We start from the raw sequence: 14887 nt of genomic DNA on the forward strand, positions 1-14887 counted from the left end.
CGGCGCCGGCCGCGGGGCCGGACCCCCCCCGCGGCCCGCGGCCGCGGCCCGGCGGACTTACTCTCCACATCGGTTCCCGCGCCCGCCCCCCGGGGGGGGGGGGGCGCCCCGGGCCCCCCCCCACGCTTCCAACCAGCGCAGATCGGCCTGCAACCGGAGCGCGATGCCCTCCAGAAGCAGCCCGGCCTCCGAGTCCGTGTCGTGAGCAAGGGCAGCGTGCTGGGCTTCGGCGAGGCTGCGCATCAGCTCCCGCCGCCGCGCGTCCACGAGCGCGAGCGGATCGGCCAGGCCAGACTCACCGGCGGCCACCAACTTCAGGTGGAACTCCGTCACGTCCGCTCTGGGTCCGGCGCTCTCGGCCATCCATGCGGCCACCCGCTCATGCCCGGCCGCGGTCGGCGCGTACACCTTGCGCCGCGGGCCGCGCACCGGTGCGTCCTCACGCTCCTGGACGACCAGACCCGCCTTTTCGAGCCGGCTGAGCGTCACATAGATCTGCCCCGCGTTCAGCGTCTCCCCCAATGGCCCGAGCGCCGCTACCAGCCGCGCGCGCAGGTCGTACCCGTGCGACGGCTCCTTGACCAGCAGCGCCAGCATCACGTCCTGCACGGGCCACCCTTCTCTGCGACCCCCAATAGATAGCGGTTAGCCAAATGGAGCGTCAAGCCGGCCTCTGAACCCCATCCGCGGTCGGGAAGGCGTACCGCCTCCGCGCCGCGGTGTCCCGTCACACGGTGACCCTCGCCCCCGGGCCAACTCCAGTCGCCGGTGCGCGGCGGTCACCTGCGCGAGCAGCACCTGCGCCGCGGTGCGGTCGCCGGCATCCGCACCCGTGACGATCATCCCCGGCTGCAGGCCGGGCGTGTCGACTACCACGTGTCGCTTGCGGCCGGTGAACAGCGCGGGGAGTCGCGGGTGCCGCCGGTTGTTGAACTGCTGGAACAGCACGAGTCCCACGCGGGACAGCCTCAGGAAGGCGGCATGGCCGACGGCGCTCTCCTTCCGGCCGGGCCGCACCGCCGACCGTGTGCATGTGCCGCAGCCCCTGCCGGTAGGAGTCGAGCAGCCCGGTCTCGGCGTACGGGAGCTTGAGGTCGCGGCAGTGTTCCCGGACCAGAGGCTGTACGAGCCTGAGGTGGGGCCTGGGCATGTTCGGGAAGAGGTGGTGCTCGATCTGGTAGTTCAGCCCGCCCAGGAGCCAGTCGGTGACCGGCCCGCCCCGGACGTTCCGCGAGGTCAGCACCTGGCGGCGCAGATGACCCCAGCGCTCGCCCGCCGGGTCGGGCATCGGCCCGGACCGACCGAACCCGTCAGCCCAGGCCTGGTGTGCTTCGCCTGGGTCCGTGCTTGTGCCCGCGGCCCTACCTGTCCAGGTGGGCGAGGATCAGGTTGGGGTCCTCGGCGGTGTTCCAGCCGGCGCTCAGCACGTAGACGGTGTCGCCGCGCAGGGCGATGGACGTGGGGTTCTGCAGACCGTCCACCGACGTCAGCACGGTGGAGTGGCTGCCGTCGGGCTGGACGAGCGCGACTTCGTTCGGTCCGTCCAGGGCGGCCAGGAGCCGGTCGCCACCGCCGGTGAAGGCGAAGTCGTCGATCCCCGGCATGCCGCTGGCCCGAGTCTGGATCCCGCCCGCACCTCCGTCCTGGAGGACGGGGATGCGCACGATGGTGCCCTGGTCGAGATTGGTGGCCCAGACCGCGCCGTTGTGGATCTTCAGGCCGTTGGCGCCGAGGAAGCCGGTGGGGGCCAGTTCGGGGGCGGTGGACCAGGCGGTCGGGGTGCCGCTGGTGGTGGGCACCGTCCAGATGGTGCCGAGCACGGAGTCGGCGGCATAGAGGGTGTGGGTGCGCGCATCCAGCGCCAGACCGTTGGGCAGACCGTCCGCCGGCAGCGGGGCGATCCGCTCCGGCCGGCCGCCGGGGCGCATCCGCCATACGCCGGTGAGGTCGGCGGTGCCGGTGGCGTACAGGAAGTACAAGGTCCCGTCGTGGGCCCGGACGATCCCGGCGGTCAGCGGGAATCCCATGGCCGGGGTGTGGACCCCGCCGTCGGCGGGCTTGGGCAGGGTGGCCAGGATCCGGACAGTACCCCGGGGGGAGACCTCGGCGACCTGACGGCCCTTGGCGAAGGTGACGTACGCGCGGCCGCCCGGTGCCAGGGCGAGGTTCTCCGGCATCTGCCCTTTGGCCAGGTCGAAGTGCGCGGCGATCCGCGCGCTGCTCAGCGGCGCGGAGACAGCCGAGGCCGGAGCGGGGCTGAGCGCCGAGGCACCGGCCGCGGCCAGGACGACCGCCGCCACAGCGGACATGGAGAGCTTCTTGGACATGGTTTCCTTCTCGCTTTCGGGCATGCGGCAGCAACACACCGACGCATGACTTGGGATACGTGGGTTCTTCCGGCGGGGCGGCACCCCGCAGCCGACCCGCGACAGGGCCGGCCGCGGCCATACCCGGGCGGGACGGGCGCCGGCTCCTCGCGGCAGCGCCCGGTGACGCTGTACGGGGGTCAGTCCCTGACGGCGCGGGGCCGGGTCCGCGCCGCGTCCAAGGAGAGGCCGGCCCGCATGGTGGCCTCGCTGGTGGCTTGGGCGAGCAGAGCAAGCGCGGCCCCCGAGGGCGAGCCCGCTTCCGTGGTGGCGACCACCACGACGGGACCCGGCCCGCTGCTCAGGGTCTGCTGGATGACGGTCAGGGGCCCGACCAGCGGATGACGCATCTCATATTCGTCGACCGTGCAGGCCTGGATACGGTGGTCGGCCCACATCGAGGCGAACTCAGCACTCTTCGCGGACAGCTCACCCAGGAGCGCGTGCAATGCCGCGTCCTGCGGCTGCCGGGCCGCCACCAGACGCAGATTCCCCACCACCGCCCTGGCCTTGCTCGGCCAGTCCGCGTACAGATCACGGACATGGCAGTCGAGGAACACCAGCCTGGCCATATTGGGACGCTGCGCCGGCAGGTCAGGGGCACCGGAATCCAGATGCCCGGCGAACAACGCATGGCCCAGGCGGTTCCACGCCAGCACATCGCTGCGCCGGCCGAGCACGATGGCGGGAACCTCGCCCAGCACGTCCAGCAACTGGCGCATCGCCTCCGTCACCCGTTCCGGCGCCGGCCGCCGACCCCGGGCGCGCTGCCTGCCCACTCGGGCCAGGTCATGCAGGTACCGCCGCTCGGACTCGTCCAGCCGAAGAGCTCCGGCGATCGCATCCAGAACATCAGGCGACGCGCTCAGCGACTGCCCCTGCTCCAGCCGGGTGTAGTAAGAGGTGCTCACCCCCGCCAGCAGCGCCAACTCCTCGCGCCGAAGACCCGGCACACGCCGGCGCTCCCCATAGGTGGGCACCCCCACATCCTCCGGGCGCAGCTGGGAACGCCGCGCCCGCAGGAAGTCCCCGAGCCGTGTCTTTCCGTCCATGGCTCTGAGTATGGGCCGCCTCGCAGAACCCAGCCTGACCCAGCCGTGGATAGGCAACCGTGGGTCTGGACCCCCGCCGCCGTCGTCGATGAAATGACGGCAGCCGAATCCGGCACCCCGCCCACACCCAGGAGGCCGCCTTGACCACCACCACCGGCAACGACCCCTTCAAGGCTCTGGACCCGGCCGACTTCGCCTTCACCAGACGCGCCTGGGTCCACGCCACGCCCGCCCGCGTCTACGAACTGGTCAGTGATGTGTCCGCGATCAGCCGCTGGAGCCCCAACGCCGACGACGTTGCCTACGACCCAGGCGCCGGCCCCTGGGTCGGCGCCTGGTTCGGCGGCCGCAACCACAGGAACGGCAAGGAGTGGACCACCCGCTCCCAGATCGTGCGAGCCGACCCCGCGGCGGCTTTCGGCTTTGCCGTCGGCGGCGCGGACAACGGCATCGTGCACTGGGAATGGACCCTCACCCCCCAAGGACACGGAACAGTCGTCCAGCAGTCCTGGAAACTACTCCGCCTCGACCCGGTGCTGGGCACTACACGCACCGACCTGGACACACTCCGCCGCTACATGACCAACAGCGTCGAAACCACCCTCACCGCCCTCGCCCAATGGCTCGCCGAAGAACACACAAGATGACACGCCATACACCTGACCGGCCACTATGATCAGAACCTGACACAGCCCCCGCTCCGCTTACGCCTCACACCAGTGCCTGCGCCTGCGCATCAGCATCGCCGCGGACCAAGGCACCGGCCGCCGAGGTGCGGCGCTCCATTCGGGCGCCGATGGCGTCCTGGTGAGCAGACGAGATCGCCGACGACACGGCGGTGGTGACGTCCGAACTGGACGCCAACGCACTCAGGGTGGCCTGCGATGAGGTCCATCGCGGGAGAACGCGCCGTCGTGGATGCGCAGGGTGAGGCGGTCGGCGTGCAGGACGTCGAGCACGTCGAGGGTGTGTCCGGTGCCGCGCACCAGGCGGAACATCTCGGAGATGTGCACGGTGTCGCCCGGCCGCGCGCAGACGAGTCGCTCGCCGAACTTCGGGCGCTCCAGCGAGTGGAGGCGGCTGGAGGTGCCGGCCTGCTCCTCGAAGACGACCGGGTCCTCGATCCCGGCCTCGGCCAGGACGAGGTTCTGGCGGTCGGTCGACCGCTGGTTCTCGGCAACGTGACGGCTGCGGTGCGTGACGATGCGTGAGCCGGGGCGGTGCGAGTCAGCTGACCCGGTGTCAGGTGTGAGCGAAGCCCCTGGTAGGAACAGGTCTGCAAAGATCACTTTCCCGGCCAAAGGCTTCACGTATTGACCAATATCAGCTACACCGCTGTGCACGATGTGGGCAGGGAGACCGCTGAGACCTTGGCCCGACTGCTCCACGAGCACCACCAACGGCTCGGCACCCGCAAGAACACCCGCGCCCTCGGGGCCTTCAAGCAAGGCGTCCTCGTGCTGCGGTGGTTCGTCGACGGCGCCCGCCTCGCCCAACTCGCCCGGGACAACGGAAGCTCGCTACCCACGGCCTACCGCTACCTGCCCGAAGGACTGACCGTGCTCGCCGACCATGCCCCAGACCTGTCCACCGCGCTGGAGCGGGCGGCGGCCGCCGGGTACACCCACCTCAACCTGGACGGCACCGTCATCCGCATGGACCGCGTCTCCGCCCCCGGCCCGAACGGGGCAGACCTGTGGTGGTCCGGCAAGCACCGCCATCACGGCGGGAACGTCCAGGTCGTCTCCGCTCCGGACGGCTGGCCGCTGTGGGTCTCCCCGGTCCGCCCAGGCCGTGAGCACGACACCACCTGCGCCCGCACCCCCGGCCTGGTCGACGCCCTCAACCGCCTCGCCGCCACCCTGGGCATCCTGCCCCTGACCGATCTCGGCTACGAGAACACCGGCGACGGCTTCCGCCACCCGGCCAAGAGCCAAAGGGCAGCGAACTCACCGAAGCACAGCAGGCGTTCAACAAGATGATCCGGGACGTCCACGGAGTCGCCGAGCGAGCGAACGCCCTGCTCAAGGTCACCTTCAGCGGACCTATGGCTGGCTGATGTGGCGGCGCAGCTCGCCGGGCCGGAGACGATCAGACCGCGGCGTGCGCTGACCGCCTGCCGGTTCAGCAGCTCGGATGTCGGATACTTGGCTAGACTGGCATAGGAGGTGACCAAGTGGCAGAAAAGCCTGCGGAGTTGCGGGAGTCGCCCGAGTCCACGACCGTTGTGGTGATCGGTGCGGGCCCGGCCGGCCTGACCGTCGGAAACCTTCTGCGGCGCAGCGGTATCGACTGCGTGGTCCTGGAACGCCGGACCCGCGAGCGCGTGGCACAGCGCCAGCGGGCCGGCATTGTCGAAACTCGCGCCGTCCGGATGTTCGACTCCTGGGGGCTGGCCGACCAAGTCCTCGGCGGCGCCCCGTCCGATGGCCTGATGGAATTCCGGGTGGATGGTGAGAGCCACTTGGTGTCCGATGACGACGACTCCGAAGGCCCCCGAGCTCGCCTCTGTCCTCAGCAGGTGCTGGTCCAGAAGCTCACCGCCGTGTACCTCGCCGATGGCGGCGACCTGCGCTTCGAGGCCGCCGACATCTCCTTGCACGACCTGACCGGCGACCGCCCGACCGTCCACTACCGCACCGCCGACGGCACTCTCCGTGCCATCACGTGCACGTTCGTCGCCGGCTGCGACGGTGACCACGGCATCAGCCGCGCCGCCGTCCCCAACGGAGCTCTCACCGCCCACACCTTCGAGCACGGCATCGGCTGGCTCACCATCCTCGCCGACGCCCCGCCCCCGGCCCGCCCCCTCCTCGCCGTCAGTCCGCACGGCTTCGCCGCCCATTTCGCCCGCGGCCCGCACGCCAGCCGCTACTACCTCCAGTGCCCGCCCGACGACCATCCCGACGCCTGGCCCGACAGCCGCATCTGGGACGCCCTGCGCACCCGGCTCGCCGACCCCGCCCTCGTCCCCGGCCCGATCACCGACCGCGAGATCTTCCGGCTCCGCAGCCTCGTCCACGACCCCATGCAGTACGGCCGCCTCTTCCTCGTCGGCGACGCTGCCCACATCGTCTCCCCCTTGGGAGGCAAGGGCATGAACCTCGCGCTCTACGACGCAGATCTCTTCGCCCGCGCCGTCCGGGACTTTGTCCACGACCACGACGACACCGGCCTGCACACCTACTCACAGCGCTGCCTCCGCCGGGTCTGGAACGACCAGGAGTTCTCCCACTGGCTGACCCGGACCCTCCACGACGCCGGTGACGACACTCACTCCGGCCCGTTCCAGCGAGGACTGGCCCGCGCCAGACTCGACCGCCTCTTCACCTCCCGCAACGCCGCCCGCACCTTCGCGGAACTCATGACGGGGCTGAACCCCGTCCCGGACGCCGGGGCCCAGAACGGCCCGGGCCCGGGAGCCGCGGCGGCGCGCGGCAAAGCGTCGGCCGGCGATTGGTGACCGAGCGTTCGCCTTCCGTGGGCTGACAGCGGTAGGAGTCGGTGCCGGTCTATATGAGCGTGCAGCGGGCCGTGGCGGCAGAGGATCGCAACCCGTGATCGAAAACATCGTCCGGCTCGTGCAGCAGGGTGGCGGTCACCTTCCGGGGTGACCGAGCAGCACAACCCTGCACGCGCCGGGTGTCTTCGCCTGTCAGCTCCCCGCTGGCGACAACAACCACGGACGCTGGAACAGGTTGTTTCCCGGGACGCGGCTTTCGGGGTCAATCCGATGTGAAGAACTGGCTGCCCGCGCGTGCGCCCAACGTGGATCTCTCTGCCAGTTCGAGCCCGATCTCGGACAACCTGAGCAGGCGGTCGAGGCGCCGCGCCTCCCAGTTTTCCAGTTCGGCGGCGGGAAGCGGCTGCGTCCGGGTCCACCCTCGCAGGGCTGTTGCCAGCCCTGCGGCGTCACCGAACGCCTTGGATGTCCCGGAGGCGGTGTGGGGCCGGACCGTGCCCGCCGCATCGCCGATCAATGCCGCGTGGTCGGCCACCATGCGCCGAGGGGGGAGGTCGAGCACCGGTTGCATGAAGACGTCCGACAGGCGAATCAGTTCGGCGAAGGCCCGTGGAAGCGAGGCGTCTGCCTGGTGCGCGACCTGCTCGGCGGTTTCCGGTAGCAACTCGCCCGGCGGCAGGAAGTGTGCGAAGTGTCTTCCGGAGCGGCCGGTGAGGAGTTTCGGCACGTTCGGCTCGGCGACGTTCATGTACCAGACCCAGTTGACGCGCCGTGAGCCCTCTTCCCGCTCGCCGTTGGCGCCGGGAACCAGGTAGCAGAGCATTTGCATTCCGCTCGACGTGAAGAACGTGAAGCGGCCCGAGAGAAGGTCCAGCAGATCACCCGGCAGCGCGGATTCGGGTTCCAGACCACGCCAGGCTACGTAGCCGGCGTACATGGGGCGGGTGGCGGAGTCGAGCAGTTTGCGGGCGGCCGACCCGATTCCGTCGGCGCCCACCAGGAAGTTGCCACGCGCGGTATACCCGTCGGAGAACTCGGCGGTGACGTCGTGGCCGTCCACGTGTACGCGAGTGAGTGTGCTGTCCAGGCGGTAGCACATTCCGGCGAGGGGTTCTCGCAGCGCACGGTAGAGAGTGTCCCATGCGGTCATGAGTTGTGGAGCCTCGTAGCGCGCGGCTTTGCCACGCGTGTGCAGTTGCTGGCGCTCGTGCAGTTCGACGCTCACCGACCGCGCTGGTACGCCCAGACGACTCAGCAGCGCCTCGGTCTCCGGTTGCATGACGATGCCGGCGCCGCGGGCGGACGTCTTGCCCACCGACCGCTCGTACACAGCGACCTCCGCGCCAACGGCTCGCAGCTCATGCGCCGCCGCCAGGCCGCCGACGGATCCGCCGATGACCAGCGCTGTGAAGGCATTCATCTCGGGAATCACACACCTCCGCCGCCTCGCGAGTGTGGGCCTTCGGAATCGGATTCCCCTCGAGCAACCGAGTGCCCGAGGAGAGAGCGGGAGAGCCCTCAGGCAGGGTTGTGGATGCCGAGGAAAGCGCGACCGTTCGCTTCGAGCGTCCTGGCGTCGAGGCCGTGATCCAGAAGGAAGCGGACTGGGTCCGGCTGCGCCATGTCGAAGGGATAGTCGCTCCCGCACAGGATTCGATCCGGTGTGGCATGGGCTGTCAGCAGCCGCAGTACCTGGGGGTCGTGGGTGACCGTGTCGAAGTACAGCTTGGCGAACGAGTCAGTCGGCGGGCGGCCGCTCCCCTGGCGTACGTCTTCCCGAGACCGCCATCCGTGTTCCCATCGCCCGAGCAAGGACGGTGCGCAGCCCCCGCCGTGGACGAAGCAGATGCGCAGGTTCGGTAGTTCCTCCATGACTCCGCTGAGGATCACCGATGCCACGGCGGTCGTGGTTTCCACCGGGTTGCCGATCAGGTTGGCCAGGTAGTGGTCCTTCCACTCCGGCCGTGGCAGCTGCATCGGGTGGACGAGGACGGCCAGGTCCGCTTCGGCGGCGACAGCCAGTACCTCCCGCATGACACCGTCGCCGTAGGACTGCCCCTGGACCAGGGGCGGGACGGCGACACCTGCGATGCCCTCCATAGCGGTCAAGCGGGTCATCTCGCGACGGGCGGCGTCCACGTAGTCCACGCGGGTCAGCCCGAGTCCGACCAGGGTGCCGGCGGAGGATGAGACAGCTTCCGCGAGCCGGTCGTTGTAGGCCGAGACATAGTCGTCCGCCTCTGACGGCGCGTGGACGGGGAAGGCGAAGGGTGGCGCTGAGACGGCGCGGGCGCCCAGGCCGACCTTCAGCGTGTCGGTGACGACCGCGTCGATGTCGGTCATCGCCGCGGTGGGGAAGAACAGCGGGTTGTCGCCCAGGTACAGCTCTCCGTCGCGGTCGTTCATGCTGCCCAGGGGAGAGCCCGGTGGGAGGGAGAGCAGTTCCCAAGGCAGCCAGTGCGCGTGGACGTCGATGATTCCGGCGCGGACGCTTCCCGTTACAGCCATGTCTACTCCTCAACCGACGCCTGACGGTGGGGTCGTCGTGCGGCAGGGTCAGGTCGTGGCCTGCTGTTGTTCTTGCGCTGCCCGCATGATCGCGCGACGGATGGGTTCGTAGCCGGTGCATCGGCAGATGTTGGATCCGACGATATGGTCCACGCGCTCGGGGTGATCGGCAAGGGTGGAGTCGGTCTCCAGCGCCCCGGCGGCCACCATCAGGAATCCGGGTGTGCAGAAGCCGCACTGCAACGCGTGTTCGGCGGAAAAGGCGCGCTGCAGCGCGCTGGGCTCGCCGTCCGAACCGGTGAGTCCCTCCACGGTCCGGACCGACCCGCCGTCGCACTGCACGGCGAGCATCAGACAGGAGCGTACTGCCTCACCGTCCACGAGCACGGTGCAGGCGCCACACACACCGTGCTCACAGCCCAGGTGGGTACCGGTGAGCCGGCAGTCCTCCCGCAGCACGTCGGCCAGGATGCGCCGAGGCTCCACGTCGAGCGGGAACTCCTCCCCGTTCACGGTGAGGGTGATCTTCATTGACTGTCTCCCTTGGTCTTGCCGACGCGAGACCGGTGGTCGTTCGCCGCCTGGCACAGTGTCCTGGCAGCCACGACGGCGATGGCATGCCGCCGGTATTCGAGGTCCGCGTACGGCTCCGCCAGAGGTGCGGCGTCCTGCTCCGCGGCAATCCGACCCGCCCGGGTGAACGGATGGTCCTCGGGCAGCCGGTACCCGTCCGTCGGCGGTCCGATCCCGACGCCGGTCAGGGCCTGCTCGGCGGCGTGCGCCCTCAGCGGCCGGTCGGCGCAGTTGACCAGTCCGATGCGTGCCTCGCTGATCACTCCGTCGTGCGCGGTGAGGACGGCCGCCACGGCTACCTGGGCAAAGCAGAAGTGCGTACGTCGGTGCTCGATGAAGCCGACGCCGGTGTGCTCGGCGAGCAGCGGGTACCGCACGGAGGTGATCAGCTCTCCGGGGCGGCGGGCGGTCTTGAGGGGGCCGTGGAAGTAGTCGCGTGCCGCGACGGTACGGGCGCCTTCGGGTCCTTGCAGCCGGATGTCGGCGTCCAGGGCCATGGCGATGGCGCACCACTCGGACGCGGGATGTCCCCAGCCGAAGCTGCCCACCATGGTTCCCCGGGACCGGATGGGCGGGTGGGCGATGTTGACGACAGCGAGGGAGAACAACGAGCCGAGCGGACCTGGCACGGCCTGCGCGGACTCGAAGGCGTGGTGCCTGATGAGGGCGCCGACCTGCAGGACGTTGTCAGTGATCTGCATGTCGTCGAGTTCCGGGATGCGGTTGATGTCGACGACCAGGTCGGGACGGATGCGCTCCAGGTGCATCTCTAGAAGCAGGCTCTGGCCGCCGGCCAGGACCTGGGTCTTGCGGCCCCCGTTCCCCAGAGCGTCGACGGCCTCGGCCACGGTGCGGGGTAGGACGTAATCGAAGGCGGCGGGCTTCACCGGGCCTCCTCCAGCTTCGGGGCTCGGGCCGCTCGCCACACCACATCCGGGGTGAGGGGCATCTGCAGCAGGTCGCAGTCGGCCGGCTGGAGTGCGTCGACCACGGCGTTGACGACCGCGGCCGGCAGGCCGATGCAGCCCGACTCGCCGGCGCCCTTGGCGCCCAGCGGAGAGCTCGGGCTCGGCGTGCAGGTGTCCTTGGCCTCGATGGGTGGCAACTCGGTATAGGTCGGCAGCAGGTAGTCCAGCAGGCCGTTGGCCAGCAGGGGAACTCCGTTGTCGCCGTAGGGGATGGCCTCGTACAGTGCCTGGCCGATGCCCTGCAGAGCGGACCCGAATGCCTGCGCGTGGACGATGTCGGGGTTGAGCACCACCCCGCAGTCGTCGACCGTCACCACCTTCAGCAGTTGCACGGTGCCGAGTTCCGGGTCGACCTCGGCCACCGCCACGTGGGTACCGAAGGGGAACTCCATCCCCGTCTCGAAGCGGTCCTCCATACGCAGGGGCCCGGTGGCCTTGACCAGCTCGCTGATGTCCATGGCGGCCGAACCGTCTTGGGCCGCGTGCACCGTGCCGTCGGACCACTCCACCTGCTCCAGGGGCAGATCCCACAGGTTCGCGGCCCTCTGCTTGGCCTCCTCGATGACCAGTTGGGAGGCATGCTGCAGCATCGCGCCCGCGACCTGGGCGGTCCGGCTGGCGAAGGAGCCCAGGCCCTGGGGCTGTTCGTCGGTGTCGCCCTCAATCAGCCGGACGCGCTGTTCATCCACGCCCAGGGTCTTGGCGACCAGCGCGGGGAACACCGTCTCGTGGCTCTGGCCGCTGGAAGCGGCGCCGCACCGCGCGGTGATCGTGCCGTCCGTGCCGACCTCGATGCTGCCGAACTCGTGGAGGCCACCCGGTTCCCCGCCGGAGCGCTCGACATAGCAGGACAAGCCGATTCCCAGAGGCTTGGCGGTCGGGTCCGTCCGGCGCCGGGCCTGTTCGGCCCGCCACATGTCGTACTCGACAGTCTCCAGCGCCAGATCGAGCGCGCGTGCGTATTCGCCGCTGTCGTAGGTCCGGCCGGTGGGGGTCGTGTACGGGAAGCTCTCGGGCGGGATGAAGTTCCGGCGTCGCAGCTCCGCCGGGTCAATACCCAGCCGACGGGCCATCGTGTCCATGGACCGCTCCAGCGCGATCACCGCCTCCGGCCGCCCGGCACCCCGGTAGGGGTAGGTGAGCATGGTGTTGGTGAGGATCGAGCGGACGGTCGCATGGACCTGCGGGGTGCGGTAGGCGCCGGTCGCCATCCAGGCGGTCTGCATCGGCAGCCCGACCCCTAGGTGAGGGTAGGCACCGACATCGGCGTCGATATGGAGCTCGTAGGCGAGAAGCCGACCGTCAGCGTCGGCGGCCAGCCGCGCATGCTGGTCCTGGCCCCGGCCTCGCGTGGCGACCAGCATGGATTCCAGGCGGTCCTCGATCCACCGGACAGGCCGCTGCAGCTTGATCGCCAGGAAGGCGACCATGACGAACTCCGGGAAGGACGCGCTCTTCGACCCGAACGCGCCGCCGGTGTCCGGGACCACCACACGTACCTTCTCTTGCGACCAGCCCAGCAGTGCCGCCAGCTCACGCCGGAGCCGGTGGGGCATCTGGTGCCCCGACCAGACCGTCAGCCGGTCGCCCTCCGGGACGGCGAGGATCGTCCTGCATTCCATCGGGGTGGGCATCAGGAGGTTCTGGCGGTACCGGGCCTCCACCACCGCGGCCGCGTCCTGCCACACCTTGTCCTCGATGGGCTTGCCAGTCTCACCCTGCAGGGCGATGTTGCTCAGTCCGTCGAAGAGCAGGGTCGAATCCGCGGCAGCGGCAGACGGCGTCACCATTGCGGGCAGCGGGTCGACCTGGAAGGTGACCTCGGCGGCCCCGTCCTCGGCCCGGTACCGGTCATCCCCCAGGACCACCGCGACCGCCTCGCCCGCGTAGCGCACGCGTTCCTTCACCAGCGCCGGCCACTCGCGGCCGACGACCGCCTCATCCGAGGACAGTTTGGCCAGCACGGTATGCGGAACCGGAGGCAGGTCCTGCAGGGTAGCTGCCGAGTGGGCGCACGGGGGCATGTCCGTGAGGTCGGCGGCGGACCAGGCGCCCACCACGCCGGGCACTTCACGAGCCGCACCGCAGTCCACCGCGCGCAGCGCACCGTGGCCGACCTTACTTCTCACGAACACAGCGTCGAGACAGTCCGGCACTTCGATATCGGCGACATAGCGGCCCTTCCCTGTGAGCAGTCTTTCGTCCTCGCGCCGCGTCCATTGATACACAGCTGCACCTCTAGCTGGCTCGAATTGCTGCGGGGCCAACCGGCGGTCACCCCTGAGGATGTGGGCGTTCTTATGCGGCGTCTGCCGCACAGCGCGAGGTGCGACAGCTCAAAGACCCGATATCACCCAAATTTAGACACGATTTACGACAAAGCGCATGCATGACGCGCAGCGCGCCTGTCGAGATCTGTCAGACCTCGACGACGCGGGTCTTGATCGACGGCGTGTGCGAAGGCGACGTGACAATCGGCGAGCTGCTCCGGCACGGTGATTTCGGCGTGGGCACATCAGCCATCTCGACGGGGAGATGGTGATTCTCGGCCGTTCCTGTTACCTGGTAGGACGCCGAACGTTGCCTCGATCGGCGCGGCGATCCTCCCGCCGGGCTCGTTCCTCAGCCGTCAGACCACCACCGTCGGAATACCTTAGAGAACCGGCATAGCCGACACTACGTCAGCCGTCACCAGCCCAGCAGCAAATAACTCCGACACTTGAAGATCTCTAGCCGTCTGAATCGTCGAGTTGGTCCGGGCTTCGGCTCTGGCCCATACGCCTCGCCCGGCGCACCAACTCGCCCGCCGCCAGGGTCGCGGCGGCCACCGCGCGCACCCACGTCCCGCGCCGCTCACACGACGCAGACGCACCCTCCGAGGGCGAGCACGAGGACGCCGGACAAGATGAGGACGGCCCTGCGCATCCCCCCTCCTTCTGTTGCGGTCCGCGCCATCCTCCCAGTCCGCGAAACAGGCCGTCGCAGTGGCCCAGGTGTCGCAAGAGAGGTTGGTACTCCAGCAGCGTTTCGCTATCTGGCCTGGTCACAGGCGTCGTCCGGAGTGTAGTCGGCTGGTGGTGTGTCAGGGGCGGCCTTGACGGACCGCCTCTCCAACGAGTGGATCGGGGAAATGGCTGGGCTGTGATATGGACAGCCTCCCAACGTGGACGGCGCGGCTGATCAGCGTGCGCAGGACGGGCCACTGGTCGATCAGGAGGCCCGGTTCAGCGGGGCGATCAGGTCATCGTGCTGCCCTTCGGCCGGCACCGTGCGGTACATGCTCATCCGCGACCGCGGCGGTCCAGATCGAATCGCGCCAGACCCGGCCACTGCGGCGGCAACTGGACGGAGCCGTGCGCCGGCCCGGCCAGCTCGCCAAGCGTCTCGGGAAGCCTTCGCGCATAGCGCTGCAGCAGCACCTCGGCAGCAGACGGTGACGGCTCGGCGGCAGACATAGCGGAATGCGGCCATTATGAATGATGCAGGCCGCCCCGGGCCCCCACCCGGCCAGGACACCCATCGGTTGGTCTTCCGCCTGAGGTGGTCCTCCACCTGGGGAGGGCCTTGTCCATCCCCGCGATGCGACTGAGATTTTCGAGCTCGCCGCGGTCCACGATGGAGGCGGGGGCCCCTTCCCCCCTTCCTGGGCGGCGTACGCGAGACCGGTCCTTGAGGGCGTCCCCGTCCGGCGGCCGGGTGCCGTCCTGCCGCTGGTGCGACCGCGCCCACAGAGCCAGGTGGTCGGGCCAGTCCTCCGGACCAGGCTCATTGGGGTCTAAGGTGGCGGCCTTCTCCACATGTGCTTCGGTCCGTTCCCGGTGCACCCGGCATGAGCTGCCGGGAAAACCAGGGAGTCAGTGGACCGGGGGGGTGCCTCTATGTCTTTCGTCAAGCGAGGCGTGGGGTTCTGGGTTGGTAGAAGGTGCCGTCTCGGAGCATGGCGAACAGCACGCTGAT

At 69.5% G+C, this 14887-nt stretch carries 13 protein-coding genes and 3 pseudogenes; 4 read left to right on the forward strand and 12 right to left on the reverse strand.

Annotation, left to right across the window (positions count from 1 at the left end):
• Positions 1 to 57: 57 nt before the first annotated feature.
• The 4 genes and pseudogenes from ACFYOY_RS41315 to ACFYOY_RS41330 form a co-directional block, all read right to left on the reverse strand.
• Positions 58 to 609 (reverse strand): PadR family transcriptional regulator, encoded by a 552-nt coding sequence (locus ACFYOY_RS41315; protein ID WP_388592887.1) that lies wholly within the window; start codon positions 607 to 609, stop codon positions 58 to 60.
• Between the two features lie 391 nt (positions 610 to 1000).
• Positions 1001 to 1288: pseudogene (locus ACFYOY_RS41320) on the reverse strand (fatty acid desaturase family protein); the annotation flags it as partial.
• Between the two features lie 73 nt (positions 1289 to 1361).
• Positions 1362 to 2327: a hypothetical protein gene (locus ACFYOY_RS41325; RefSeq protein ID WP_388592890.1), complete on the reverse strand. Its 966-nt coding sequence runs from the start codon at positions 2325 to 2327 to the stop codon at positions 1362 to 1364.
• A 179-nt stretch (positions 2328 to 2506) separates the two neighbouring features.
• Positions 2507 to 3418 (reverse strand): helix-turn-helix domain-containing protein, encoded by a 912-nt coding sequence (locus ACFYOY_RS41330; protein ID WP_388592893.1) that lies wholly within the window; start codon positions 3416 to 3418, stop codon positions 2507 to 2509.
• A 140-nt stretch (positions 3419 to 3558) separates the two neighbouring features.
• On the opposite strand from ACFYOY_RS41330, the gene ACFYOY_RS41335 reads away from it, so the two are divergent.
• Complete coding sequence (locus ACFYOY_RS41335) at positions 3559 to 4065, forward strand: SRPBCC family protein (protein WP_351904242.1); 507 nt, start codon at positions 3559 to 3561, stop codon at positions 4063 to 4065.
• Positions 4066 to 4129: 64 nt separating this feature from the next.
• Here the strand turns inward: ACFYOY_RS41335 and ACFYOY_RS41340 are convergent, their stop codons facing one another.
• Both ACFYOY_RS41340 and ACFYOY_RS41345 read right to left on the reverse strand, forming a co-directional pair.
• Positions 4130 to 4282 carry a hypothetical protein gene (locus tag ACFYOY_RS41340; protein WP_351904258.1) on the reverse strand — a complete coding sequence of 51 codons (153 nt, stop codon included), beginning with the start codon at positions 4280 to 4282 and terminating at the stop codon, positions 4130 to 4132.
• A gap of 7 nt (positions 4283 to 4289) precedes the next feature.
• A pseudogene (locus ACFYOY_RS41345) lies at positions 4290 to 4623 on the reverse strand (recombinase family protein); the annotation flags it as partial.
• A gap of 108 nt (positions 4624 to 4731) precedes the next feature.
• Here ACFYOY_RS41345 and ACFYOY_RS41350 point away from each other — a divergent pair.
• Together ACFYOY_RS41350 and ACFYOY_RS41355 are read left to right on the forward strand one after the other, a co-directional pair.
• A pseudogene (locus ACFYOY_RS41350) lies at positions 4732 to 5456 on the forward strand (transposase family protein); the annotation flags it as partial.
• A gap of 138 nt (positions 5457 to 5594) precedes the next feature.
• Positions 5595 to 6881, forward strand: coding sequence for a 4-hydroxybenzoate 3-monooxygenase (locus ACFYOY_RS41355; protein ID WP_388592896.1), 1287 nt, complete (start codon positions 5595 to 5597; stop codon positions 6879 to 6881).
• Positions 6882 to 7143: 262 nt separating this feature from the next.
• On the opposite strand, the gene ACFYOY_RS41360 is transcribed toward ACFYOY_RS41355, so the two are convergent.
• The 5 genes from ACFYOY_RS41360 to ACFYOY_RS41380 form a co-directional block, all read right to left on the reverse strand.
• The gene (locus ACFYOY_RS41360; RefSeq protein ID WP_351904236.1) at positions 7144 to 8301 is read right to left on the reverse strand and encodes an FAD-dependent monooxygenase; all 1158 of its coding nucleotides are present in this window, start codon (positions 8299 to 8301) and stop codon (positions 7144 to 7146) included.
• Positions 8302 to 8399: 98 nt separating this feature from the next.
• Positions 8400 to 9389 carry an amidohydrolase family protein gene (locus ACFYOY_RS41365; protein ID WP_388592900.1) on the reverse strand — a complete coding sequence of 330 codons (990 nt, stop codon included), beginning with the start codon at positions 9387 to 9389 and terminating at the stop codon, positions 8400 to 8402.
• 48 nt (positions 9390 to 9437) lie between these two features.
• Positions 9438 to 9920, reverse strand: coding sequence for a (2Fe-2S)-binding protein (locus ACFYOY_RS41370; protein WP_351904230.1), 483 nt, complete (start codon positions 9918 to 9920; stop codon positions 9438 to 9440).
• On the reverse strand, positions 9917 to 10849 hold the full coding sequence (locus ACFYOY_RS41375; RefSeq protein ID WP_351904227.1) for an FAD binding domain-containing protein: 933 nt from the start codon (positions 10847 to 10849) through the stop codon (positions 9917 to 9919). The genes ACFYOY_RS41370 and ACFYOY_RS41375 overlap by 4 nt, the downstream gene beginning before the upstream one ends.
• Positions 10846 to 13158 carry a xanthine dehydrogenase family protein molybdopterin-binding subunit gene (locus ACFYOY_RS41380; protein ID WP_351904224.1) on the reverse strand — a complete coding sequence of 771 codons (2313 nt, stop codon included), beginning with the start codon at positions 13156 to 13158 and terminating at the stop codon, positions 10846 to 10848. The genes ACFYOY_RS41375 and ACFYOY_RS41380 overlap by 4 nt, the downstream gene beginning before the upstream one ends.
• 161 nt (positions 13159 to 13319) lie before the next feature.
• Between ACFYOY_RS41380 and ACFYOY_RS41385 the strand changes: the two genes are divergently transcribed.
• Complete coding sequence (locus tag ACFYOY_RS41385) at positions 13320 to 13472, forward strand: acetolactate decarboxylase (protein WP_351904221.1); 153 nt, start codon at positions 13320 to 13322, stop codon at positions 13470 to 13472.
• A gap of 739 nt (positions 13473 to 14211) precedes the next feature.
• Here ACFYOY_RS41385 and ACFYOY_RS41390 read toward each other — a convergent pair.
• Positions 14212 to 14385 carry a hypothetical protein gene (locus ACFYOY_RS41390; protein ID WP_351904218.1) on the reverse strand — a complete coding sequence of 58 codons (174 nt, stop codon included), beginning with the start codon at positions 14383 to 14385 and terminating at the stop codon, positions 14212 to 14214.
• Positions 14386 to 14887 lie beyond the last annotated feature (502 nt).

It is taken from the genome of Streptomyces sp. NPDC007875 (assembly GCF_042868035.1).
Taxonomy (GTDB): Bacteria; Actinomycetota; Actinomycetes; order Streptomycetales; family Streptomycetaceae; genus Streptomyces; species Streptomyces antimycoticus.

Coding starts and splice junctions, on each gene's coding strand:
- ACFYOY_RS41325 (WP_388592890.1), bottom strand. CDS start 2,327: ATGTCCAAGAAGCTCTCCATGTCCGCTGTGGCGGCGGTCGTCCTGGCC.
- ACFYOY_RS41330 (WP_388592893.1), bottom strand. CDS start 3,418: ATGGACGGAAAGACACGGCTCGGGGACTTCCTGCGGGCGCGGCGTTCC.
- ACFYOY_RS41360 (WP_351904236.1), bottom strand. CDS start 8,301: ATGAATGCCTTCACAGCGCTGGTCATCGGCGGATCCGTCGGCGGCCTG.
- ACFYOY_RS41365 (WP_388592900.1), bottom strand. CDS start 9,389: ATGGCTGTAACGGGAAGCGTCCGCGCCGGAATCATCGACGTCCACGCG.
- ACFYOY_RS41370 (WP_351904230.1), bottom strand. CDS start 9,920: ATGAAGATCACCCTCACCGTGAACGGGGAGGAGTTCCCGCTCGACGTG.
- ACFYOY_RS41385 (WP_351904221.1), top strand. CDS start 13,320: ATGACGCGCAGCGCGCCTGTCGAGATCTGTCAGACCTCGACGACGCGG.
- ACFYOY_RS41390 (WP_351904218.1), bottom strand. CDS start 14,385: ATGTCTGCCGCCGAGCCGTCACCGTCTGCTGCCGAGGTGCTGCTGCAG.